Source organism: Yinghuangia sp. YIM S10712 (assembly GCF_051388935.1).
Taxonomy (GTDB): Bacteria; Actinomycetota; Actinomycetes; order Streptomycetales; family Streptomycetaceae; genus Yinghuangia.
The window spans coordinates 59,236-81,754 of record NZ_JBPKBI010000017.1 but is presented as its reverse complement, the minus strand read 5'-3'; the positions used below and the strand labels follow the sequence as shown (position 1 = coordinate 81,754).

At 68.2% G+C, this 22,519-nt stretch carries 18 protein-coding genes and 2 pseudogenes; 9 read left to right on the top strand and 11 right to left on the bottom strand.

Annotated elements, in window-relative coordinates; genetic code table 11:
* Window positions 1-99 precede the first annotated feature (99 nt).
* The 5 genes from ACRX5W_RS26775 (at window position 100) to dacB (ending at window position 6,957) form a co-directional block, all read left to right on the top strand.
* The gene (locus ACRX5W_RS26775; protein ID WP_436790889.1) at window positions 100-660 is read left to right on the top strand and encodes a gluconate 2-dehydrogenase subunit 3 family protein; all 561 of its coding nucleotides are present in this window, start codon (window positions 100-102) and stop codon (window positions 658-660) included.
* Between the two features lie 5 nt (window positions 661-665).
* Window positions 666-2,255, top strand: coding sequence for a GMC family oxidoreductase (locus tag ACRX5W_RS26770; protein WP_436790888.1), 1,590 nt, complete (start codon window positions 666-668; stop codon window positions 2,253-2,255).
* Window positions 2,256-3,016: 761 nt separating this feature from the next.
* Window positions 3,017-4,111 (top strand): polyprenyl synthetase family protein, encoded by a 1,095-nt coding sequence (locus ACRX5W_RS26765; protein ID WP_436790887.1) that lies wholly within the window; start codon window positions 3,017-3,019, stop codon window positions 4,109-4,111.
* 77 nt (window positions 4,112-4,188) lie between these two features.
* On the top strand, window positions 4,189-5,136 hold the full coding sequence (locus ACRX5W_RS26760; RefSeq protein WP_436790886.1) for a UbiA family prenyltransferase: 948 nt from the start codon (window positions 4,189-4,191) through the stop codon (window positions 5,134-5,136).
* A gap of 471 nt (window positions 5,137-5,607) precedes the next feature.
* Window positions 5,608-6,957, top strand: a complete 1,350-nt coding sequence (gene dacB, locus ACRX5W_RS26755; protein ID WP_436790885.1) for a D-alanyl-D-alanine carboxypeptidase/D-alanyl-D-alanine endopeptidase — start codon at window positions 5,608-5,610, stop codon at window positions 6,955-6,957.
* Between the two features lie 172 nt (window positions 6,958-7,129).
* On the opposite strand, the gene ACRX5W_RS26750 is transcribed toward dacB, so the two are convergent.
* On the bottom strand, window positions 7,130-8,677 hold the full coding sequence (locus ACRX5W_RS26750) for an ABC transporter substrate-binding protein (RefSeq protein ID WP_436790884.1): 1,548 nt from the start codon (window positions 8,675-8,677) through the stop codon (window positions 7,130-7,132).
* Window positions 8,678-9,134: 457 nt separating this feature from the next.
* On the opposite strand from ACRX5W_RS26750, the pseudogene ACRX5W_RS26745 reads away from it, so the two are divergent.
* Window positions 9,135-9,791: pseudogene (locus ACRX5W_RS26745) on the top strand (ABC transporter substrate-binding protein); the annotation flags it as partial.
* A gap of 91 nt (window positions 9,792-9,882) precedes the next feature.
* Window positions 9,883-10,380 (top strand): ABC transporter substrate-binding protein, encoded by a 498-nt coding sequence (locus ACRX5W_RS26740; RefSeq protein WP_436790883.1) that lies wholly within the window; start codon window positions 9,883-9,885, stop codon window positions 10,378-10,380.
* Window positions 10,381-10,627: 247 nt separating this feature from the next.
* On the opposite strand, the pseudogene ACRX5W_RS26735 reads toward ACRX5W_RS26740, so the two are convergent.
* The 5 genes and pseudogenes from ACRX5W_RS26735 to ACRX5W_RS26715 all read right to left on the bottom strand — a co-directional run.
* Window positions 10,628-10,887 (bottom strand): annotated as a pseudogene (locus ACRX5W_RS26735) (SpoIIE family protein phosphatase); the annotation flags it as partial.
* Window positions 10,888-11,006: 119 nt separating this feature from the next.
* Window positions 11,007-12,002, bottom strand: a complete 996-nt coding sequence (locus tag ACRX5W_RS26730; protein ID WP_436790882.1) for an NAD(P)H-dependent amine dehydrogenase family protein — start codon at window positions 12,000-12,002, stop codon at window positions 11,007-11,009.
* A 424-nt stretch (window positions 12,003-12,426) separates the two neighbouring features.
* A complete protein-coding gene (locus ACRX5W_RS26725; RefSeq protein ID WP_436790881.1) occupies window positions 12,427-12,999 on the bottom strand; it encodes a carboxymuconolactone decarboxylase family protein in 573 nt (190 codons plus the stop codon).
* 74 nt (window positions 13,000-13,073) lie between these two features.
* On the bottom strand, window positions 13,074-13,844 hold the full coding sequence (locus ACRX5W_RS26720) for an SDR family NAD(P)-dependent oxidoreductase (protein ID WP_436790880.1): 771 nt from the start codon (window positions 13,842-13,844) through the stop codon (window positions 13,074-13,076).
* A complete protein-coding gene (locus ACRX5W_RS26715; RefSeq protein ID WP_436790879.1) occupies window positions 13,841-14,584 on the bottom strand; it encodes an SDR family NAD(P)-dependent oxidoreductase in 744 nt (247 codons plus the stop codon). Before ACRX5W_RS26715 ends, ACRX5W_RS26720 begins: the two co-directional genes overlap by 4 nt.
* 260 nt (window positions 14,585-14,844) lie before the next feature.
* Between ACRX5W_RS26715 and ACRX5W_RS26710 the strand changes: the two genes are divergently transcribed.
* Window positions 14,845-15,426 (top strand): TetR/AcrR family transcriptional regulator, encoded by a 582-nt coding sequence (locus ACRX5W_RS26710; RefSeq protein ID WP_436790878.1) that lies wholly within the window; start codon window positions 14,845-14,847, stop codon window positions 15,424-15,426.
* An 85-nt stretch (window positions 15,427-15,511) separates the two neighbouring features.
* Here ACRX5W_RS26710 and ACRX5W_RS26705 read toward each other — a convergent pair whose 3' ends face one another.
* The 4 genes from ACRX5W_RS26705 to ACRX5W_RS26690 all read right to left on the bottom strand — a co-directional run bounded on the left by ACRX5W_RS26705 (window position 15,512) and on the right by ACRX5W_RS26690 (window position 20,112).
* A complete protein-coding gene (locus tag ACRX5W_RS26705) occupies window positions 15,512-16,420 on the bottom strand; it encodes a TIGR03564 family F420-dependent LLM class oxidoreductase (protein WP_436790877.1) in 909 nt (302 codons plus the stop codon).
* Between the two features lie 147 nt (window positions 16,421-16,567).
* A complete protein-coding gene (locus tag ACRX5W_RS26700) occupies window positions 16,568-17,149 on the bottom strand; it encodes a TetR/AcrR family transcriptional regulator (RefSeq protein WP_436790876.1) in 582 nt (193 codons plus the stop codon).
* Between the two features lie 176 nt (window positions 17,150-17,325).
* Window positions 17,326-18,705, bottom strand: a complete 1,380-nt coding sequence (locus tag ACRX5W_RS26695) for a cytochrome P450 (protein ID WP_436790875.1) — start codon at window positions 18,703-18,705, stop codon at window positions 17,326-17,328.
* A gap of 216 nt (window positions 18,706-18,921) precedes the next feature.
* Complete coding sequence (locus ACRX5W_RS26690) at window positions 18,922-20,112, bottom strand: cytochrome P450 (protein WP_436790874.1); 1,191 nt, start codon at window positions 20,110-20,112, stop codon at window positions 18,922-18,924.
* Window positions 20,113-20,565: 453 nt separating this feature from the next.
* On the opposite strand from ACRX5W_RS26690, the gene ACRX5W_RS26685 reads away from it, so the two are divergent.
* Window positions 20,566-21,972 carry an ABC transporter substrate-binding protein gene (locus tag ACRX5W_RS26685; protein WP_436790873.1) on the top strand — a complete coding sequence of 469 codons (1,407 nt, stop codon included), beginning with the start codon at window positions 20,566-20,568 and terminating at the stop codon, window positions 21,970-21,972.
* Here the strand turns inward: ACRX5W_RS26685 and ACRX5W_RS26680 are convergent.
* Entirely contained in the window at window positions 21,915-22,199 is a 285-nt protein-coding gene (locus ACRX5W_RS26680; protein WP_436790872.1) for a hypothetical protein, read from the bottom strand. The two genes, ACRX5W_RS26685 and ACRX5W_RS26680, sit on opposite strands and share 58 nt — an antisense overlap.
* Window positions 22,200-22,519: the final 320 nt, after the last annotated feature.

The following is a 22,519-nucleotide window of genomic DNA, read 5'->3' as shown; positions in this document are numbered from 1 at the left end:
AGCCATCGCCGCTCCCGCTATTGTCCATGTCCGGCGCGGCCCCGGAAACTCCCCCGACAGCCAAGCGTCGACGCCGTCCCGCCGACGGAGGTATCGTCCGTGCGCGAAAACATCACACGAAAAGTCTTCTTGCGACAGGCCGCCGGGTTCGGTGCGCTTCTGGCCTGGGCTTCCCTGGTCACCGTCGGTGCGCCTCCGTCTACGGCTTCGCCGAGCAGCGCGGAACCACCTGCCGCGCTGGAATGGACGAGGACAATCGAGGCGTGGTGCGATCTGCTGGTGCCGGGGGCTGCGGATCACGGCGTTGTCGATTTTGTGACAACACAGCTTGCCAAGAAGCCTGATGACGCACTGCTCGGCATTCGGTATTTCGACTGGCCGCCGCCATGGGCTGGTTTTTATCAGGCCGGGGCGAATGCGTTGGATGCGGCGAGTCGGGCGCGCTTCGGCGTGCCTTTCGTGATGTCGTCCGGTGCGCAGCGCTCTGATCTTCTCGACATCCTGAGCAGAGGTGAACTCTCGTGGGATGGACCGCCGTTCGCGTTGTTCCGCCTCGTCACGCGGGGCGATGCGATCGACGTCGTATACGGGGTGCCGGCGGGATACGCCCACATCGGTCTTCCGTACCGACCCCAGATTGAGCCGGTGACGTCATGGTGAACGCGGTGCGGGCAACGAGCGGGGACGCCATCGGACGGTCGCCGTCGGGCGACCGGGCGGTGGACGCGGTCATCGTGGGCGCTGGGTACGCCGGATCGATCGTCGCCCGAGAGCTGGCGCGCGCGGGAAAGCGGGTACTGGTTCTGGAGTCGGGTCCGGACTGGCAGTCACGAGACCTCGTCAGCTCCCAGATCTGGTCCCGTCGGCTCCGTGGCGGCACTGGGCTGTACCGCAGCCAGGGCCGTGATCCGGTAGGAATTGGCTTCAATCTCGGACGCGGCATGGGCGGTGCGGGTATCCACCACTATGCGGGCTGGTTCCGCATGCATGCCGCCGACTTCGACGTGCGCACCCGATACGGGTGGCAATTGGACTGGCCACTGGGCTACGACGACTTGCGGCCCTATTACGACCGTGCGCAGCGCGATGTCGGCATGTCCGGTGACGCCCGGGCGGAAGTCTGGCGTCCGCCCGGCGCTCCGTACCCGCTTCCGCCGCTGCCTCTGCAGGCGCACGGGCGCATCCTCAAGAGAGGGTTCGACGCGCTTGGTCTGCGTACCTCGCCGGCGCCCCAGGCGATCTTGTCCCGGCCGTACAAGGGCCGGCCGGCGTGCGACCTCAACGGCTGGTGCGACTCGGGGTGTTCGATCGGTGCCTTGGGAAACCCGCTGGTCACCTTCATCCCGGAGGCGAAGCAGGCCGGCGCGGAGTTCCGCACCGGGATCCACGTACTCCGCGTGCTGAGCAGGCGGGGCCGCGCCTCCGGCGTGGAGTACGTTGACGACAGGGGACGACGGCATGTGCAGGAGGCGAAGGTGGTCGTACTGGCTGCCTTCGCTCTGGAAACGCCCCGGCTTCTGCTCAACTCCGCCGAGGGTGGCCTGGCCAACTCCAGCGGATTGGTCGGCCGCTTCATCCACGTACACGCGCTGCTCAGCCTGTATGGGTTGTTCGCCGAGCGGACCGACATCGGCCGTGGACCGACCGGTGCTCAGCTGCTGTGCCAGGAGGACCACGACTCCGACCCGGCCAAGGGGGGATACTTCGGCGGCTACCAGTGGCTCATCGGCACCTCGAAGAAACCCAACGACCTCGCGGGCATCGCGATGTCCCGGGCTGACCTGGACGGCGCGCGGTTGGACGCGTTCATGCGCCGGGCGTCCGGCCATCTCGCGTCCATGGACCTTATCGGCACCGGCACTGTGAGCGCCGACAACCGGCTGACCCTGCTCGACGAGCGGGACGAGCACGGAATGCCGATCGCCATGGTCACCCATGATCACGACGACAACGCGCATGCGCTCCAGGACGCCGCTTTGGCACAGGGGCTGGAGATCATGCATGCCGCAGGTGCCACGGAGGCGTGGGCCGGAGCCCGGGCAACCGCGCACATCATGGGCGGAACCATCATGGGAAACCACCCCCGCACTTCTGTTGTGACATCCCACGGGCAGACGCACGACCTCGAAAATCTCTTCATCGCGACACCGGGCGTGTTTCCGACCGGCTCCAGCGTCAACCCGACATTCACGCAGGTCGCCTGGACACTCCGCAGCGCTGAATACATGACCCGGCACTGGCGGGACTTCGCGTAGGAACACGGAAGCGTGTCGGCCCCGTGCCGGAACACCGTGACGTGGGGGGTTCCCCCTCTGGTTGTGAGGGCGTGCCACCGGCCCGCGGCAGACGCGGCCGACCAGGCGCCGCCGGCACGTCATCCCCGAACCGATGCCGAGTTCTGCAAGGCGTTGGTGTTCTTCGACGGTGACGTTGTCCCAACGGTTTTTGGTTCGGCGACGTTCGCGGTGCATCGCCTAGGCGGCCTCGGCGCTGGCTGCGAACGACGCGCGCATCACCGGCAGACAGCGCACCAGCGAAGCGAGGGACTCCCAGGCACACACCCTGTGCGGCACGTCGGCCACCGGATGACACCCGGTACGCCGTGGTCGGCTCGTTGCGCCGCAGCCACGCGACAGCCTCGGCCCGTTCGGCGCGAGGGGCGCCCATGTACCACTCTTGGCGGGGGTCCCGCTCTCTGTTCGCCTTCCAGTGGAGCATGTGTCGTTCGGGTTCCGTGTCGCCGAGACCGCCGGCGTCCTCGCTCGGTGGCGCCACGTCCACCCGAACCACCGTGGTCACGGGGCTCGTCGTGACTGGGAGTCGCGTGCCCTGAGGGGTGAAGGTCGATTCATACGCCGCGACGCGTTCGCCGACTGCCCGGCTCCGCCGGTCGGCGAGGGCGACAGGGCGCGCCCATCCGGGAGCTCACCGGGGGAAGCGTGGGTGTGACTGCGTGCCATCTGGATCGTTGTCCGCGTGTACCTCAAGGATTCGGTCCGGGACAGGTGACGTACACGTGGGGACAGACGGCCGCGGGCAGCAGGTCGGTGAATCGGCCGGCAGCGGGGACGGGTTGCGGTGGGCCGGCAGCGCTGCGGCCGCGACGGTGGGCCGCGCAGTGGCGGAGTGGCTGGCCGAGCGCGGTGGCGATGCGTTGACTGAGGTGAGCGGATGGGCGCTTGCCTCGCCGGGCAAGCTGCTGCGGCCGGTGCTGCTGGTGGAGTCGGCCGCCGCGGTGGGGGGTCGGCGGGAGGAGGTCCTGCCCGCGGCGGTGGGGATGGAGTTGCTGCACGTGGGCAGCCTCGTCCACGACGACATCGTCGACGGCGACGAGTTGCGGCGCGGAAGACCGGCGGTGCACCGGCGGTTCGGCACCCCGCTGGCGATCCTGGCCGGTGACGGACTGCTTTTCGCCGCGTTCGAGCAGGTGGCGCGGTGCGCGGAACGCGGCGTCCCGGCCCGCGCGGTTCAGCAGGCAGTCGGTGTCTTGGCCGCTGCCGGGCGGGACATGGCCGAAGGCGTCGCCCGCGAGCTCGGCTGGACCACCACTGTGCAGGGCGCCGGTTGCGCATCAGCGTTGGCCGACTACGCGGAGACGGCGCGGCTGAAGACGGCGGCGCTGCTGCGGGCCTCCTGCGAGATGGGGGCGCTGCTCGGAGGAGGCGGCGCCCGCCAGGTGCGGGCCCTGGCCGCGTACGGGCAGGCGCTGGGTATCGCCTTCCAGATCCGGGACGACCTGCTGCCGTACACCTCCACCGCCGCGCGCGAGGGCAAGCCGGCGGACAGCGATCTGCGCAACGCCCGCCCAGCGCTGCCGCTGGTCCTCGTCGGCGCTCTGGGCGACGCCCGCGCGCGGACGCGGCTGACGGCCCTGCTCGCCGACGATCCGTCCGCTCGTCACGAGGAACTGGCCGCTCTGCTGGAGGAGACCGGGGCGCTCAAGCAGGCGCAGGTAATCGCCCAGGAGTACGCCCTGCAATGCCACCAGGCCCTGGACGACCTTCCTCCCGGCCCGCACAGCCAGGTACTTCGCGACCTGATCGCCGCCGTCACCGCCACCGACGACGCCGACGCCGACGTTCCCGGAACGGACATCGGCAGGCAGCGGTGACACGGCCCGACGCCCGACAGCCCGGGTCGGCCCCGGTAGGCGGGAACCGATCCACCCGGCCGAGGCTGAGCGGCCATGTGGAGACCCTGCGCCCCTATGACCTGGTGGTGGTGTCCCTGATCGGCGCCACGGGCACCGCTTTGGGCGGACCGGGCCCCGATGCGGTGGCGCAGGCGACGGCTGCGGTGGCCGCCGCGGCGGCGTGCGCGAGCGCGCTGTATGCCGCGGACTACCTCACCCGGTCCCAGGACATGGCGACGAAGCCGGACCGGCCGATCCCCTCCGGACGACTGTCTCCGTGCGCCGCCACGACCTCGGCGGGCCTGGCCGCTGTGGTGGCTGTGGTCTTGATGTCGCTGCTGAACGTCCGCGCGCTGCTGTTCGTGGTCCTCGCTGCCGTCGCCTCCTACGCGTACGGCAGATGGCTGAAGGACCGAGGGCTGTGGGGCGACGCGGCCACCGGTTTCGCGGGCTGGTCGTGCCCTTTGTTGGCCGGCGCCTGTCTGGCGGCGCCTTGGCCGCCCGCCGAACTGGTCGCGCCCGCGGTGGCGTTGGGAGTGCAGGGGGCGTTCGGCAACCTGCTCCTGGCCCTCGACGACCGCCCCAACGACCTCAAGGCACACTGCCGCACGCACCCGGTGCGCCACGGCCCCACCCGTACGGCAAGAACCCTCGGGGTGCTCTCGGCCGCCACGTACACCACTGCCGCCTTCACCCCGGTGCTGACCGGACGTCCGCCCACGGCCGGCTTCCTGCTCTTCCTCGGCGCAGCCGTGCCCCTCGCGGTCGCCGTGCTGGCGGCCACCCGGCCGCACGCCGGCGGCCGACTCCACCAAGCCGTCACCCGGCACCTGTACGAACGGCTCCTCCTGCCCGGCGCGCTGCTCGCCCTGGCCGGCCAAACCACCGCCGCCACGGCAGCCACCGCAGCCGCCGCCCTGACCATCGCCCTGACACCACGCCCCATGCTCCACGCCGCGCCCGCGCGCAGCGGGCTTCGTCTCCCGGGCGGGACAACCCTGTGACCCGCCACGACCAACTCAACGCGGCGACAACGGGAACAGCACCACGGACGCGGCAGCGTGTCTCGGTTCACCTTCGCCACGCGCCGGGCCTACCCGGCGACGCCGGAGACCGGCGCCCCGCGATCATGTTCGTGCGCCTTCAGGCGGGGCCACTGCGGGTTTCCGCAGGGGGTTTCGGCCGCCACGTCGGCGCGGGCGCGTGCGTCGGGCGGAGGAAGCACGGTGATGCCGCGTCCGTGAGGATCCCCGGATCGAGCGTCCACGTCGCGGCGGACCTGCGTTCCCAGAGGCTGAATTGGCTGATCTGCCTGCCCACGACCTGCCACACCGTCACGCACTTCGGCTGCGCCCAAGTCAGCGACCTGGAGGCCTGCGCTTTCGCCCACCTCGTCCGTGGACACAATCGCCCACGTCGTCGACCGTGCCCGGGCGGCTCGACGGACACCTCGCACTCGGCAAGGAGAAACACACGTGCACCCAACGGACGCCGGCACTGTCGGCCACCACACCCCCGGCGGACAGCTCGCGCGCGCGGCGGCGTCACGGCTGCGCCGCATCGTCGCCCTGGCCGCGATCACGTCCCTGCTCCCGTTATCGGGAACCGCAGTCGCCTCGACGGCGCAGGCGTCGGTCGATGCAGTGGCGACCCCGGGCGGCCGTGCGTCGGCCGCCGACGAAGCCATCGCACGGTTTCTCGACCAGCGCATCACCGACACACGGCTGGGCCCGCGCGTCAGCGGATTCGTCATGGACGCCGAGTCCGACAACGTCGTATGGCAGTACCGGGGAACCGAGGCCCTGATGCCCGCCTCCAACGCGAAGCTGTTCACGGCTGTCGCGGCCTTGGCGGTGCTCGGTCCGGGCCACCGCTTTCAGACCCACGTGGTCCAGGGCCCCGACGCGCTCACGCTGGTCGGCGGGGGCGACCGTACGCTCACCACCGCGGACCTGGCGGAACTGGCCCGCACCACCGCCGCGCGGCTGCGTGCCGTCGGCGTCCTTCGCATCCAAGTGCGTGTCGACGACAGCCTGTTCGGCGAACCCTCCCTCGCAAACGGCTGGAATGACGGCTATTACCCCGGCTCCGTCGCCCCCGTCCGTGCGCTTGTCGTCGACGGGCGACCGCTGATGGACACGGGCCTCGACGCCGGGCAGGAGTTCGCGCGGCAACTCACCGCCGCCGGAATCGACGTTGTCGGCGCCATCACCCGCGACGAAGCCGACTCCGAGGCCTCCGTCGTGGCACGGCACGACTCCGGGGAATTGGCCGAGATCGTGCCGCACATGCTCAGGACTAGCGACAACAACATCGCCGAAAGCCTATTGCGCGCAACCGCGTTGGGCACGGGACGACCCGCCACCTTCGCGGGCGGCATCGCGGCTCTGCGCGAGGCACTGTCCACACGGTACGGACTCGATCTGTCCGGCGTCGAACTCAACGACGGCAGCGGTCTGTCCCGCGCCGACCGCGTGCCCGCCTCGGCGATCGCCGACATCCTCGACCTGGTCCAAGACCATCACCAGGACCCGCGCCTGGCGCCCGTCCTCGCGGGACTTCCCGTGTCGGGCGAAGCAGGCGGCACGCTCGGCCCCGAATGGGGACGCTTCGACGACCCTCACTCACAATGCGCGGTCGGCCTGGTCAAGGCCAAGACCGGAACCCTGACCGGAGCCCTCGCCCTGAGCGGCGTCACCCGCGGCGGCGACGGCCGTTGGAAGGTCTTCTCCTTCATCGAGAACGACTCCACGGCGCCCACCGCCGCCATCCGGGACGCCTTGGACGGTCTTGCCGCCACGGTCAACGGCTGTCGGGGTTCGTAGGCCATGCCTCCGGCTCCCGCCCGGTCGGGGACTCACCGGGCACGGCGAGTCCCCGACCAGGAGCGTCGGCATTCCGACCTCCGCCCGGTCTGCGGATCACATACAGATCAGGCGGTTCGTTCGTTCTCGACAATCGCGCGAGCAGTGGTTCGGCGACGCCGCCCGGCGCAAGTCAGTCCGAGACCCCGAAGGCTCGGATGGTGACGAGCGTCGACGAACCATCACCGAGATACACGATGCCCTTTTTGGTCACCCAGGAGGTTCCGGCGAAGAAGACCGGGGCGTACCAGGCGTTCTTCGTTCCATAGGCGCTGATCTTCTTGAATGTCTCGTTGAGCCTCGCCGGGTCCTGCGTGGCCGACGCCTCCTGGAGAAGACTCGTGACCTCGGGGTTAGTGGTGTGGAACGGGTTGCGGCTGCCCTGGGGCGAGAAATACCTCTCGGCGTCGCGCGCGACCGCGCCCAGCCCGTCGGCCGTGAAGTACATCGCGTACTTCCCCGAGGTCAGTGCGATGTTGTTGTTCTGCGCGGGCACCGGTTCCCAGGTGACGTTAATCCCGATGTCCTTCAAAGCCTGGCCGATCGTCGGCTCGAACGGCTTGGTGAAGTACAGGCTTGGCATCGTCACCGAGAAGCCGTCGGGATAGCCCGCCTCGGCCAACAGCCGCTTCGCACCCGCCGGGTCGAAGGGATAGGTCGTGTCCAGCGCCGGGTCGTACGACGGGCTCTTGGGGTTGACGATCTGTTCCGTGGGTCGCCCCGCTCCCCGCAGGAACTGCGTGACGATCTTCTGCCGGTCGAAGGCCATGTTGATCGCCTGACGCACACGCACATCGGCCAGCGGCTTGAGGATCGTGCCTTCCCGGTCGGTCAGGACCAAGGCGCCGAGTGACGTCGCCGGGACGAGTGTGACGTCGAACCCGGCGCTCTTGAGCTGGTCGACCTGGGTCGGCTCGACAGTGCCCGCGTTGAGCTCGCCCGCTTGCAGCGCATTGACTGTCGCGATGCGGTCCGGCATCACCTTGACCTTGACGGTGTCGAACGGGTAGGCGTCCGCGTTCCAGTAGTCGTCGCGCTTGTTGAGCACGTACGTCGAGCCGTTCACCGTCGCGGCCTTGTCCAAGGTGTACGGGCCGGACCCGACCGGGTTCAGTGCCGCGCTCGGATCCTTCATCGTCGCCGGATCGGCGATCACACCGGCACCCATCGTCAAGCTGACCAACAAAGCCGCGTTCGGCGCGTGGAGACGGAGCACGACAGTGACCTCGTCGGGTGTGTCGATCGAGGCGATGGCGGCCAACTGGCTCTGCTGCGGCCCGGGCGTCGTCCTGACGTGATCCAGGGTGGCCCTCACCTCGGCTGCGGTCACCGGGTGGCCATTGCTGAACTTCATGCCCTTGCGCAGCTTGAACGTCAGCGTGCGGCCGTCCTCGGAGTAGGACCAACTCTCGGCGGCGTTGGGCTGGATCTGTCCCTTGTTGTCGGTGTACAGCAGCGTGTCGTACACCGAGTTCCAGACGTACGCCTGCTGCCCGTCCGCGAGTTGGGTCACGTCGAAGGAGTTCGGTGCGCCCAGCACGGACAGTGCCAGGGTCTGGCTGTCGGCGGCAGGTTTGTCCGTGGCCCCGCCGCACCCCGCGGCCGCCAGCAGGGCGGCGGAGGTGAAGAGCGCGATGGGGGTGTACCGGTGGGCGCGGCTGGGTCTTGGTTTCACGGGCATGGGATTGAAGTCCTTCGGTCCGGGAGACACGGGGCATGCGGACGTGCGGGAACGCGCGGGGCTGTGACGTCGAGCACCGGTCGATGTCGTGCCGTACCGACCGTCGGCGGCGGCATCGAACTCGCCGTAAATTCCCTTGGCGGTCGCTGCCGTGTCGGCGAGCGTAGAGATACGAAGGCGCGCGAATCAACAAAAAGTAACGTGCAAGTTAAATTGATGGGACCTATCAATTGCGATGATGCCCGAGTCGGCCGCCTGCCTCCAGACGACCTCCCGCCGCAACGCCGCAACGCTCCCGCTCTCGCGCAACGGCGGCCGAAACTGTCGATTTCTGCTAATGCATCGACTCGTCTAGCTCGCAGAAGAACGGAACTCGGGGAAATTAGCCCACCCGCGGACGTTCCACAAGACCCGCGATGTCGGCGCGCTTTCACGAGTGGAGACATAATTCAGATCTATGGAGTTCATAGATTCAACTTCTGGATTACTTTTCGTTGCCTGTCCGCTCCGTATTCTCTACGCTCGCCGACACGCGCCGACGGCATCGGGCCGAGGCCCGGTTGATCCGTCAGGAGAGCGCGCGGCGGTGGCCGCGGTGTGTGCCGTCGGCATGCTTGTCGCGTGCAGCGCCTCGGGCGACGCGCCCCGAGCGGAGGGAACGCCCGAATCCGGCGGCGAGCTGGTCATGGGCCTGCGCTCAGACGTCATCAGCCTCGCCCCCCTGACCAGCAGTTCCGACGGCATCACCGACGGCAGCCGCATGACCGCCCTGTACGACGTCCTGCTGTGGACCGACGCGACCACGAAAACGGTCCACCCGCACATGGCCGAGTCCATGACCGGCGACGCGACGGAAACGAACTGGACGCTGCGCCTGCGGCCCGGAATCACATTCAGCGACGGCACGGTACTCGACGCGGCGGCAGTGCAGTTAAATTGGGAGCGGCAGCGCTCCAGTTCGGGGGACGAGGGGGGCAGCGGCAGCGCGCCGGCCAGGCAGATCAGCGCCATGACCGTCGCCTCCGGGGACCCACTGACACTGCACATCAGGCTTGTCAGCCCCAACTCCAACTTCGACCGCTCGGTGTCGCGGAGCCTGAACTTCATCGCGTCGCCCACCGCGATCCGCGCAGCCGGCCCTGACGGCCTGCGCACGAAACCGGTGGGGGCCGGACAAGGCGGCGGCCGAGGAAGCCGGCCTTGGCGTGGTCGAACTGCATCTCGATGGCGGCGCAATGCTGCAGTTCGACACCCGCGTGGCCCCGTTCGACAACCGCGACGCCCGGCTCGCCGTGGCCCACGCGCTCTCCGCTGCGGAAATCAACGACCAGATCTACGAAGGGGAGGGAAAACCGGCGCGCGGCGTATTCAGTGCTCTGTCGCCCATGGCCAACCTCCAACTGGCCGCGCCCGACAACGATCCGCGCAAAGCCGCAGAACTCTTCGACAAACTCACGGCGAACGGCACCAAGAAATTCGAATTCGCGTACAGTGTGCCCGCGTCGCCCCTCAGCGAGAAACTGGCAGGCATCCTGCAGGCCAAGCTGGGCGCCTACCGCGGCGTGACCGTGCACGTCCGAGTCATGCCCATCCTCGAGTTCGTCAGGCAAGTCGCCCCCGGCCAGACCACGTGGCAGAGCACCGTCGGCCAATCCGTGCTCGACGATCCCGAGCCGATCCTGTACAAGCTGCTCCACAGTTAAAGCCCCAGCAACCTGACCGGCATCGACAGCCCGGCCATCGACGAAGCGCTCACCGCGGCCCGCGCAACGACCAGTTCAGCGGCGCGGCGGTCGACGAGGCCGAAACGCCGCGCGCCTCATCACCGGCGCAGCATGCCTCTACGCGATTCACGACCCGATCGCGGGCACCTTCACGGCCGCTCGCGCGGGACACCCCGGCCCACGGAGGAGGCGGGGTGCCGACGCGCTCGCGAAAGCATGCTTCCCGATTCGGTGCGAGGTCGAGTGCGGAGAGGTTGTGCACCGCGGTCCGCACCCGCCCCATTGCACGGCATGCAGGCCGTGACCGACCACGTCACCGACGACCAGGGCGACACGGGCTCCGGAGAGCTGTGTGACGTCGAACCGGTCGCCACCGACACCCGCCTCGGCCGGAAGGTATCGGTGCGCGACGTCCAGGTTCGCCTGTTCCGGCAAACCGCGGGACAGCAGGATGCGCCGAAGCGACGCGGCCACCGTGTGCTCGCGGGCCCGCGCACAGCCGGGTCGCGGTCACCGCATGCGGACGGTGGGCGCCGGCTCCGAATTCGGTAATGGGGCCGACAACGCGCCGGCTCCGGAGTTCGGTCCGAGGAGTGCGCGGCGGTTTATCGGTCGGCTTTGTTTGTGGTGCTGAGCAGTGTCGCGGTGATATGCGGCAGGTCCAACGTCGTACGGATGCCCGGCGCGGAGGCGCAGACGTGCGGGACGGCGTTGACTGCGCGGTTCGCGGTGTACCCGGGCGCCGCGGCGGCCATCCGCTCGATCGGCACGGCGAAGCGCATGTCGATGTCGAGAGGAGCGTCGCCGTCGACCACGACATGCCAGCCGGTGGGACGGGCGTCCCAGGCGGGTTCCAGGTCGGTGGTGCAGTACCAAGTGGCTTCGAAGCGCAGCAGTTCTCGGCCGTCTCGCATGCCCGACACGGCGTGGCGTTGCGCGGCCACGCTGCCCTTCGGCAGGGTCCCGGCGGCGATTTCGATCGTACGCGTGGCGGTCGCGACCTCACCTGACGCCTGGACCGAGTCGAGGGGCAATCCCAGTGCGTCGGCGACGAGTGCGAGTGAGGGGCCGAAGGTGGCCTCGGCGTGCGTCAGGCGGCCGGTCGCGGCCAATTCCTCGGGTGCGCGGCCGAACCCCATGACATCGAAAACCAGTAGGGGCGAATCACGGCGCGAGAGATCGGCGTACTCGTGGATTCGCAGCGACTCCAGCCGACGTTGGATGGAAGCGAGGACGAGAGGAACCGCCTCGGTGATGAACCCCGGGCTGACGCCGGTGCTGTGGACCGATGTGCCGCCTTCGGCGCAGGCGGCTTCGACTCGGGCCCGTTCGGACGGATCCATGCTCGCCGGGCGGTGGAACTCCCCGCGCGTCGTCACGACGTTGGTTCCCGACGCGAGGAGTCGACAGACAACGTCGAGGTCACAGTGGAGTGGCATGTACAGGACGCAATCGGCGTGCAGGCCGACGATGGCTTCGACGCTGTCCGTGGCGGTGACTCCGACGGACGCGACCCCGCACAACTCGCCCGCGTCGCGTCCTACCTTGTCCGGGCTATGTGCGTAAAGGCCGACGAGGTCCAAATCGGGATGCTCGATCACCTCGCGCAAGGATCGTGTCCCGATGTTGCCGGTCGCCCATTGCACCACACGGTACCGCCGACTGGTTTTCCCCGCGTTCGCGGTTCCCGCCGTCATGAATGACCGCACTCGACAACCCCCGGAGCAGGTCGCGCGTGACTTGATCGGCTTGGGTTCAGGGACACTGTCTTGGTCATGGCACCTGCCTTTCAGGCAAGGGTCGAGAGAGACCCGAAGGGATTGACCCACCCAGGGGTATGCCAGCCTGCGAGGGCCTTGGAGAAGGGTTGTCCGGCAATCTCGCGATGCGGGCTCCCGCTGCGCGTGATCGGGGTGTCGAACGGTGGCACATTGCGCGGCCCTACCCCACGACGCCGACGCCGATCCTCGTCTTCCTGGCCACGGCAGCGGACGGTGTCGCACGAGACGGGCCTGCGCCCGTGCGTCAGGCGGGCCTGAGGTCGTCGTCGAAGTCGATGTCGAGGCTGCGGAACAGCCAAGAAACTGTCTCGTAGATGCCGACGGTGAAGATGACGTCCATGAGCTGTTGGGTATCGAGGTGTGCGGACAACTCGGCCCAGGTCTTGTCGGAGATGCCGCCGTCGCCGACGAGCTCGTCGGTCGCCTGGAGCAGGGCCGACTCCAGCGGTGACCAGGAGTCCGGGTCAAGGTCATCGGCGATGCGGGCGATCTCGTCCTTGTCCAGGCCGGTGTCCTGTGCCGCGTGCACGTGTTGGGCCCACTCGTAGTGGGCCTGGCGCAGGTGGGTGACACGCAGGATGAGCAGTTCACGCTGCCGCGGAGTCAGGGTTGTGTTCAACAGAAGGTGGGCTTGCATCTGGAAGAAGGCGCGGGCCAAGGCCGGGTGATGGGCGAAGCTGCCCAGGGCGTTCAGTCCCTTGGGACGCCCTTCACTGACCAGAAGGGGGTGCCGCGACTCGGACGGGACCAGCGCGGCCAAAGCCTCACGCATCTCGCGCGGCCATTCCCTGGGCGGAATCGCCTTCACTCGTGCCATCTCGGGTCCTCCTTGCGTGTCTGTCGTCGCGACCGTCTGTGTGGCTGTCGCTTCCGGATTGGCGGGCGGGGCCGTCAGATGCCGGCGAGGCCGGGGCCGCCGTGCATGTACAGGGTTTGTCCGGAGCAGAAGCTGGACGCGTCGGAGGCGAAGAACAGCACGCCGTGGGCGATTTCCTCGGGGTCGCCGAGACGGCCGGAGGCGTTGGTCCGGCCGAAAGTCTCCGGGTCGACGCCGTGAAGTGCGGCGACGTCGACCAGGGTGGCCGCACGCACCGCGCCCACCGCGATCGCGTTGACCCGGACGCCCTTGCCGGTCCAGGCTGCCGCCATCGACCCGGTCAGGCTGTTGGCCCCGGCCTTGGCCGCGCCGTACGGGGCGGCTTGCGGCATGGACAGCAGGCTCGCCCCGGACGAGATGTTCACGATCGCGCCCTTGCGCTGTTCCAGCATGGGTCGCGCGGCGCAGCGGGAAAGGAACCAGACGCTGCCCAGGTTGAGGGCGATGACCTGGTGCCACTCGTCCTCGGTCCACTTCGCGATCGACTTCGTCTCGGCGCCGCCGGCGTTGTTCACCAGGATGTCGAGGCGGCCCAGTTCGTTCAGCGCCGCGTCGACCAGTTCCTGGCACTGTGCGGGGTCGGTGACGTCGGTCGGCACCGCGAGCGCCCGCCGTCCGAGCGCCTGGACTTCCTTTGCGGTTGCCTCAAGCGGTTCGCGGCGTCGCCCCGCGAGCACGACGTCCGCGCCGCGGCGGGCGAGGACCAGCGCTGTGCCGCGTCCGATCCCGGTGCCCCCGCCGGTGATGATCGCGACCTGGCCGTCCAGGGAGAACCGGTCCTTCACGTGACTGCACCTCCGTTGACTCCGACGACCTGGCCGGTGATGTACGACGCTTCGTCCGTGCACAGGAAGGCGCACACCGCGGCGATCTCGTCGGCGGTGCCGAGACGGCCCGCCGGGACCGCCCGTGACAGCACTTCGGCACCGGGCAGTTGTTTCGAACGCTGTGCGCCGCGCAGCATCGGCGTGTCGACGGTGAACGGCGGGATGGTGTTCGCCGTGATGCCCTTCGCGGCGTATTCGAGGGCGACCGTTTTGGTCAGCGCGATGATGCCACCCTTCGACGCGGAGTAATGGGCCTGGCGCGGTACACCTGTCTGTCCCGCGGCTGACGACATGGTCACGATCCGGCCCCAGCCGGCCGCGACCATGTCGGGTATCGCGGATTGCAGGCAGTGGAAGGTCCCCGTCAGATTCACCGAGATCGTGCGCGCCCACTGCTCAGCGGTCAGTTGCTCGAACGGGACGAACCCGGAGATCCCGGCGCTGGTCACCAGGATCTCGATCGGGCCGAGTGCGGTGCGCACGCGGTCGAACGCGTTATCGACCATGGACCGATCCGCTACGTCCGCCTGGACTGCGACGGCCTTCGCCCCCTGGGCTCGTAGCTGCACCGCGGCCTTGTCGGCTGCCTCGGCGTCCAGGTCGAGGACCGCGATCTGCCGTCCCTGGCGGGCCATATGCGCACAGATCGCCAGCCCCAGGCCGGATGCGGCTCCGGTGATCACCGCGACACGACTCAACGCGAACCTCCAAGAAGATTTCCCGGCCGATGCTGTACGAGCGTACAGTGATGCTGTACAGCCATACAAGACCTTCGGCGGGAGAGGATGTCAGTGGCCGCACCCAAGTTGTCTGCGCGGTCCGCGGCAGGCACGTGATCCGGTCAGCGGACAGCACCTTTTCGCTGAGACACGGAAAGCCCACGCCGCAGGTCGGCCTCTAGCATGTGGGCCGAGGGTCGGCGCGGTGCCGATCCCGTTTCGGTTGTGAGAGGACACTGATGGCAGCCCCCCGCCGCGTCGGCACGGAGACCTCGAAGACACGCAGCGTGTTGCTGGACTGCGCGGAGCAGATCATGCTCGACGAGGGGTACGCGGCGGTCACGTACCGAAACGTCGCCTCCAAGGCCGGTGTCGGCCCGAGCCTGGTGCAGTACTACTTCCCCGCAAGCGACGACCTGTTCGTCGCCCTGGTCCAAGACCGCACGCAGCGAAGTCTGCGGAAGCTGGCCGAAGACCTGAAAACCAAGCATCCGCTCCGCGCCATCTGGGACTACGCCAACCACCAGGCCTCCGCGGTGCTGACCACGGAACTCATGGCTCTCGGAAATCATCGCGAGCGGATTCGGACGGAGATCGCGGAGGCCGGGCTGAAGGCCCGGGAATTGGCTCTCGCGGCCCTTGCCGAGGCCTCCGGAGACTACGGTTTCCTTCCGGAGGCGCCATCTCCTGACGTGCTGGTGTTCCTGATGACCAGCACGCCGCGGATGATTGTCATGGAGGAAGCCGCCGGCATTGTGAAGTCCCACGCGGAGACCATCGACTACATCGAGCGATACCTGGACCAGGTGGACACGCTCTAGTTGCAGCCGGGCCAACCGGCGAAAGTCGGTACGACCCGTCGATCTACTGCGTGTCCACCCTCGGTGCATTGCGCTCCACGTTGGGTCACTTCGCGAGCGAGGCCAGCAAGTCCGTTGTGCGCTCCCGGGATTGGCGGCGGTCCTCGCCTACGGGTACGACGAAGGCCTGGATGTCGGTGGCTCCCGCATCGAGAAGGCTTTGCAACTGCCGCGTCACGCTCGGCTCGTCGCCGAGGATCGCGGCGTCGGCGGGAGTCGCCACGCCGCCGATGTCCATGATGCGGCGGTAGTTCGGCAGGCTCTCGTAGCTGCGCGCAGTCCTGGCCGTCGCCTGGCGGGCCTCGTCGAGGTCGTCGTGGACGGCGATGGGGAGGCCGGCGACAATGCGTGGCGCGGGTCGTCCGGCCGCTGACGCGGCGGCGTGGAGACGAGGGGCGATGTGGGTTTCGATCGCCCGCGCGGATGCCATGAACAGTACGACCCCGTCCGCGAGTTCGCCGGCGACGCGGAGGAGCCGCGGCCCGAGTGCCGCCAGCAGCACGGGGACAGGTTGCGTCGCCGGGACGTGTGCCCCTCGGACGGTCCAATCCTCACCCTCGTAGGTGACTTCGTCACCTCGCAGCAGACCGGTGAGGATGCGCAGGTATTCCTCGGTATTGCGGCCGGGGTGGTCGTAGGGCAGGCCATACACGCCGCTGACGAGCGGTTCGTGGGAAGGGCCGATACCCAGCGTGAAGCCGGGGCGTCCCATGGCCTCGGTGACCGCGCTGACGCGTCTCGCCTGGAACATCGGGTGGCAGAAGTAGGTCTGGAGGATCGCGGTGCCGAGTTCGATCGATGTCGTCGCGCGTCCGGCCACCGCCATCGCCGCGAGGGGGTCGGACAGGACGCTGTTGTCGTACCAGACGGAACTGAAGCCGGCGTTCTCGGCGGCCAGGGCCTGCTCGACAAGTTGATCGGTGGTGGCCGGCCGTCCTGTCAGGCCAATCCTCATGGGGGCGAAACCTTTCTCGTCGGTGTTGTTTTGCGCCCGAAAACCATCGGTGCATTCGAGAACAACGAAGTCTCGGTGTCGGTGTGCCCTGGTCACGTCCCGCCGACGACCCGCACAGAGGGGAAGAACGCCCGACCGCGCGGCACCTCATGACCTTTCGACGGTGTCGAGATACCGATCGATGAAGTCCACGACCTCGGCATGGGACATCGAGATGCCGGCGGCTTCCTCCATCACGATCATCCGGGGAGTGCTGGTCATGAGGAACACCAGGACCTCCGGCCGTGCAACCTCCTGCGGAAAGGCGTAGTTCCCGGGCGCCTCGTCCAGTGCGCTCATCACGAGTTCGCGTGCCTGCATGCCCGTCTCGGCCATTTCCGAGCGAATGCATTTTCGGTGGTTGGCGAGGGCCATGAGCTCTGCGGTCAAGCCTGCTGCCGCCGTATCGCTGGCGTAGTTCCAGACCGCGCGCAGGGGGTGGTTCGTACGGAGGTCCGCGACCAGCTTTTTCAAACTCTGCTTCGACCGGTCCCGAACCAGGGCGATGAAAAGTTCGTCAAGGGTCGGGAAGTAATACTGGACCGTCCCGGCGGTCACTTCCGCCTCGGCGGCCACACTGCGGTAGGTGACCGCCGCGTACCCTTCGTCGAGCATGAGCCGCTCAGCGCAATCCAATAGGACCGCGCGCGTCTTGGAGGTCTGTGCGCCGACAGGGCGGGAGTGTGCCATCTGCTTCCTTTCACCACCGGGCCACTCCGGAGCGCACACGGCGTCGGGAGGTACACAATTGCTTTTCGGCTTCCGGTCGTTGATCGGCAGGCTACGGGGATTGCGCGATAAGGGGGGACGGCAAGCCGCGGTGGCTCTGCCCTGCCGGGCAACCACAGGCGGTCTGCCGCCCGCCTTCACCGTTCTGTGCCTACTGCTGTCCCGCGTGCGGTCACCGGTTCGGCGAGTCGCTGCTCATCACAGACCCGTTGGAGCGCGTCGATGGTTTCGTCGAGCCCCGGGCCGAGACGACGCCCGGGCGTGAAGGTGGCGGGAAGGTGTTTCATGCCGTTGATGAGGCCGGTTGTGTCGTAGTGGACGGTTTCCTCGGGAACGCATGCGTAGTCGGGCATGCGGTCGAGGACGTGGGTGAGCATGGTCTTGAACGACTTGCGGGCGAAGTTCGAGCCGATGCACCGGTGGATGCCCAGGCCGAAGCTCGCGTGCCGGTTGCCCGTACGGTCCAGACGCACCGTGTCGGGATCGTCGAACACCCGCGCGTCCCGATTGGCCATCGCCCAGGACAGCCACAGCCGTTCACCCTCCCTGAACCGCGTCCCCGCGACCTCGCAGTCGGCCGCGATCGTACGCCCGTCACCCACAGCGGGGGTGAAATAGCGCAGGAACTCCTCGGTCGCGCTGTCCAGAAGCGCATCCCGCTCACTACTGAGGCGCTCACGCTCCGCCGGATTCTCCGACAGCCACTCCAGCGAATGCGCGGTCAGCGCGGTCGTGGTGTCGAACCCACCACCGATCAGCAGCATCACCGCTTCCATGATGTCGCGGTCGGTGGGCGAGCTGCCGTTGATGTCCGCGTGGATCAGCGCGTCGACCAGGCCAGGACGCGGTTCGGCCCGGAGCCGGGCGATGTGTTCGGTGATTCGCTGGTACGACCTGGCCATGCCGTCGATGACCTTCGCCATCTCCGGCGAGTCGGGCTTGGTGTACACGCTCATATGCGCCGGCTCGCAGAAGACTTCCCAGTCCCGCAGCGGCAGCCCGAGCAGGGCCATGGTCATCACGGCGGGGACGATGTTGGCCAGGTCGTCGACGAAGTCGATGGTGCCGGTCTCGATGCGTTCGTCGACGCAGGCCCGGGTGATCTCGTCCATGACCGGCTGCCAGCGCGCGACGGCAGCCGGGGAGAGGTACGGGTTCAGTGCCTGACGGTAGTGCCGCTGCTCGGGCGGATCCATCTCCAGGAACCCCCCGCGCGTGCTGACCTCGCCGTGCGGCCGGTGCGGGATGGTGATCCCGAAATAGCCCTTCCTCTCCCCCTTGACGTCGTTGTCGTTGGACAGCAGGTCCGCGCGCCGAGCCAGATCGAACACCTCCTGGTTGCCGCTCGCAAGCCAATAGCCGCCGTGGCGGTCGGTCCAGGCGACCGGACACCTGCCGTGCAGGTCCCGGGTGATCTCCTCGAAGTCCGTCCGGTAGGCGGTGGAGTGCCGGTCGAAGTCGATCTTGTGCTTCTTGCGGTCCTCCCCCGCCTCGGGGAAGGTGGCGTCGCTGCTCATGAGGGGACCTTGTCGTCGAGGTGATGCCACGGATCAGCGGGGGGTACGGGCCTGTGGTGGGACGATCCGGCTTCTCCCACCGGCGCATTGATGTGGCTCCGGTGCCCCCGGTCACGCGTCGGCGTTCTGTGGTGTGTGCCGTCACAGGGTTCGCTGTGGCAAGCGGACATGTGCCGGATGCCGGCCGCCCCCGGTGAACAGGGTGGTCCGGTGGTCTCAGCCGATGGCCACCGGCATGGTGTCCCAGCCGCGGACGGTGGTAGTGGGTGAGCGGCGGGCGTTCGCCATGTCGGCTTCCCAGTCGGGGAAGCGGTTGAGAACCTCGTCGAGGGCGACGCGTCCTTCGAGGCGGGCGAGTGCGGCACCGACGCAGAAGTGGACGCCGTGGCCGAAGGTGGCGTGCTGGCCCATCTTGCGGTGGATGTCGAAGCGGTCCGGGTCCTCGAACTGCCGCTCGTCGCGGTTGGCCGACGCGAACATCATCAGCATGGCGCTGCCGGCCGGGACGGTCTGCCCGTGGATCTCGACGTCCTCGGTGACGTAGCGAGCAAGGTTCGGGCCGGGCGGCTCGTAGCGCAGCAGTTCCTCGATCGCGTTGGGGATCAGGCCGCGGTCCTTGACCAACTCGCGGCGCTGGTCGGGGTGTTCGGACAGGACTTTGCCCATCCACCCGAACAGGCGGCCGGTGGTCTCCACGCCCGCACCCGCGATGACCGCGACGAAAATCAGGACCTCGTCCTTGGTCAGCTTGCGGACCTTGCCCGTCTCGTCCTCGAACTCGGTATTCAGCAGCTCGGTGATGAGGTCGTCGGACGGATTCTTGACCCGCCAGTCGACATACTCGGCGTACATCCGGCCGTCGAAGTACCGGTTCTCGCTGACCGGCAGCGGCTCGCCCGGCTTGTTGCGCAAACTGCGCTGCGCGTGGTCGCGTACGGTCGGCTGCTCGGAATCGGGGATGCCCATCAGCATGCCGATCGCCCGCATCGGCAGCTCGTCGCCCAGATCGAGAACGAAGTCGAAGCGGTCGGAGCCCACCAGCGGGTCGAGGCACGCGACGCAGAAAGCCCGGATCTTCGCCTCGATCTCCCGCATCTTCTTCGGCGAGAACGCCTTCTGCACCAAAGCGCGGTGGATGGTGTGGATCGGCGGGTCCTCGTTGATGAACGTCCCCGGCGGGATGGCCGGCGCCGCCTTGACGACCTCCAGGATGTCGCCCTTCGCGGAGCTGAAACGGCGGGTGTCCTTCGCGACGGCCACCACATCGGCGAACCGGCTGACCGCCCAGAAGTCGAGGCGCTCGTTGTAGTACAGCGGCGCCTCGTCACGAAGCCGCTTGTACACCGGGTACGGGTCGGCGTCGATCTCCATGTCGTACGGGTCGTAGTACAGGTCGCTGCGGCTCACGGTTCCTCCTCGAAGACTTGACCTGTACATGTGTACAGCAACAACTGTACACGCGTACAGTGGCAGAGCGAAACTCCTCACTTTCGTGAGGCACCGTAAGGTGCAGCGGCAGTCGACACGGGGTGTGCGGATCCGTGCGCCCCCCGGCCGCCCGCGAACCGTCCGCCCGGCGAACCATGTACAGCCGCGCTGTACGCATGTACAGTCGCGTGCGCCTCGACTTTCGGAACCACGGTCCGGTGGCGCGACGGTTCTCGGCGCCCCGCTTTGCGGCGGGCGGCCGAGTCGCGGCCCGGTGTGCCCAGGCCGTTCTCCACGGCACCGGCCGGGAACCGCAGGCAACGCACCACACCGGCCCCAGCCTTTTGCGCACGCGAGCCGCACCCACTGCGTCCCCAAACACCGAACGGGGGGCCGGCGTTCCTGCACCACGAGCCCGTCGGAGGAAAGCCCATGAGACTGTGCAGAACCCGGAGAACCCGCAGATCCGTCGCTGTCTTCGCCCTGGCCTCGGCCCTGGTGCTCGCCGGTTGCGGACGCAGCGGTGACGGCGGCAGTGACGAGGACAGCAACGGGCAGGCGACGGCCGCCCCCACAGCCGTGTCCGCCGACTTCGGAGACCTGAAACAGGTCTGCCGCCCCGGCAACCCCTCGGGGTCACCTGCCCAGGGTGTCACCGACAAGGAGATCAAAGTCGGCACCCTCACCGATGTCGGCTTCACCAAGAAGCCCGAATTCGGGGACGTCGCCAAGGTGTTCACTGCCTGGTGCAACGACGCCGGCGGCATCAACGGACGCAAGCTGAGCGCCGCCGTCCGCGACACCAAACTCACGGAGGTCCGGCAGCGGGTCACCGAGGCATGCAGCGAGGACTTCGCGCTCGTCGGCGGCGGCGCGGGCCTGGACGCGCTCGGCGTCCGCGATCGGCTGAACTGCCTGCTGCCCGAGTTCCCGGCCCAGACCGCCACCGTCGAGAATCAGGGCTCGGACCTGCAGATCTCCATCCAGCCCCTCAGCCCGTCGCACTGGCCGTACGAGGGCTTCTACAACTGGCTGACCAAGGAGGCCTACCCCGCCTCCGCCGGGTCGATCGGGATCATCGCCATCGACGCCCCGGTCACCAAGGTCAGCACACAGCGGGCGACCGAAAGCCTGCGCGCCATCGGTGCGAACGTCACCTACACCGACCTGTACCCCGCGGCCGGCGTCTCCGACTGGACCCCGTACGCGCAGTCCATCAAGAACAAGGGTGTCAAGGGCCTGGTCTTCCTCGGCGACTTCCGCAACCTTGCGAAACTGGAGCAGGTCCTCACCAGCCTCCAGTACAAGCCGGATTGGATCGACGCCAACTCCAACGCGTACGGTCCCGCGTTCCTCGAACTCGCCGGGAAGACCGCCCTCGCCTATCAGAACAACCTTGCCGACCTGGGCGGTTTCCACCCGCTGGAGACGGCGTCCTCGTCCCCGGCCGTCCAGCAGATGATCGACCTGTACGCCAAGTACGCCCCCGGCTCCAAGGTGAGCTTTCTCAGCCTCAAGGCGTTCTCCGCCTGGCTCGTCTTCGCCAAGGCAGCCGTCGCCTGCGGGGACAACCTCACCCGCAAGTGCCTCTACGAGACGGCAGCCAAGGAGACCAACTGGGCGGGCGGGGGACTCCAGGCGCCCATCGACCTTTCCCAACACGTGCCCGTGAAGTGCTACAACGTCGTCCAGGCGACCCCCGACGGTTGGAAGCCCGCCGACTTCAAACCCGACACCGGTGCCTACCGGTGTGACGCGCCGGCCACCGCGCTCACCGGAGACTACGGAAAGCCGCTCACCCTCGCCGACGTCGGAAAGAGCTTGAACGACCTCCGCTGACGGGAACCACGGTCAGGGGCACGGAGTGCAGCGGTGGGAAACGTCTTGCCACGTCCGTCACACGACGCGGGAGCCCTTCCGACACCCGTGCCCCCGACCCCCAAGCCACCTACAGGACAGGGCGACGGTGTGCGGGGCATGTTGTGCAGGACGTGGTTGGCGGCGCAGTCGCCGCCGCGGTTGAGCCGGTGCCGGTCGCGGCGGCCGGACAAGGCGGGTATCGGCACGACCCCAACCAGGTGCGCGATTGACGTTCCCGAGCTCAGCCGTTCGGGGTGTCGCCGCGGATGGCCGGGAGTTGACCGGCAACGTCCGGGCCGACGCCGTCGAGCGCGAACAGGTTCGGAGCGGCTTGGGCACTGAGTGCGCGCAGTTTTGAGGCCGCGCGCGCAGGGCCTCACATCCCGGAGCGGAGCTTCGGGGCTGGGTCTTGTCCTGCGTGTCGACGCCGCCTCGAGGTCCGGGGCCTGTTCGGACCTGTTCAAGCTTGCTGGGTCACTGCCATCCCCTCGCCGGCCCGACTGGGGCGGCGCAGGCGCCCGTCCGG

Coding starts and splice junctions, on each gene's coding strand:
- ACRX5W_RS26750 (WP_436790884.1), bottom strand. CDS start 8,677: ATGCCCGTGAAACCAAGACCCAGCCGCGCCCACCGGTACACCCCCATC.
- ACRX5W_RS26725 (WP_436790881.1), bottom strand. CDS start 12,999: ATGGCACGAGTGAAGGCGATTCCGCCCAGGGAATGGCCGCGCGAGATG.
- ACRX5W_RS26710 (WP_436790878.1), top strand. CDS start 14,845: ATGGCAGCCCCCCGCCGCGTCGGCACGGAGACCTCGAAGACACGCAGC.
- ACRX5W_RS26705 (WP_436790877.1), bottom strand. CDS start 16,420: ATGAGGATTGGCCTGACAGGACGGCCGGCCACCACCGATCAACTTGTC.
- ACRX5W_RS26700 (WP_436790876.1), bottom strand. CDS start 17,149: ATGGCACACTCCCGCCCTGTCGGCGCACAGACCTCCAAGACGCGCGCG.
- ACRX5W_RS26695 (WP_436790875.1), bottom strand. CDS start 18,705: ATGAGCAGCGACGCCACCTTCCCCGAGGCGGGGGAGGACCGCAAGAAG.
- ACRX5W_RS26685 (WP_436790873.1), top strand. CDS start 20,566: ATGAGACTGTGCAGAACCCGGAGAACCCGCAGATCCGTCGCTGTCTTC.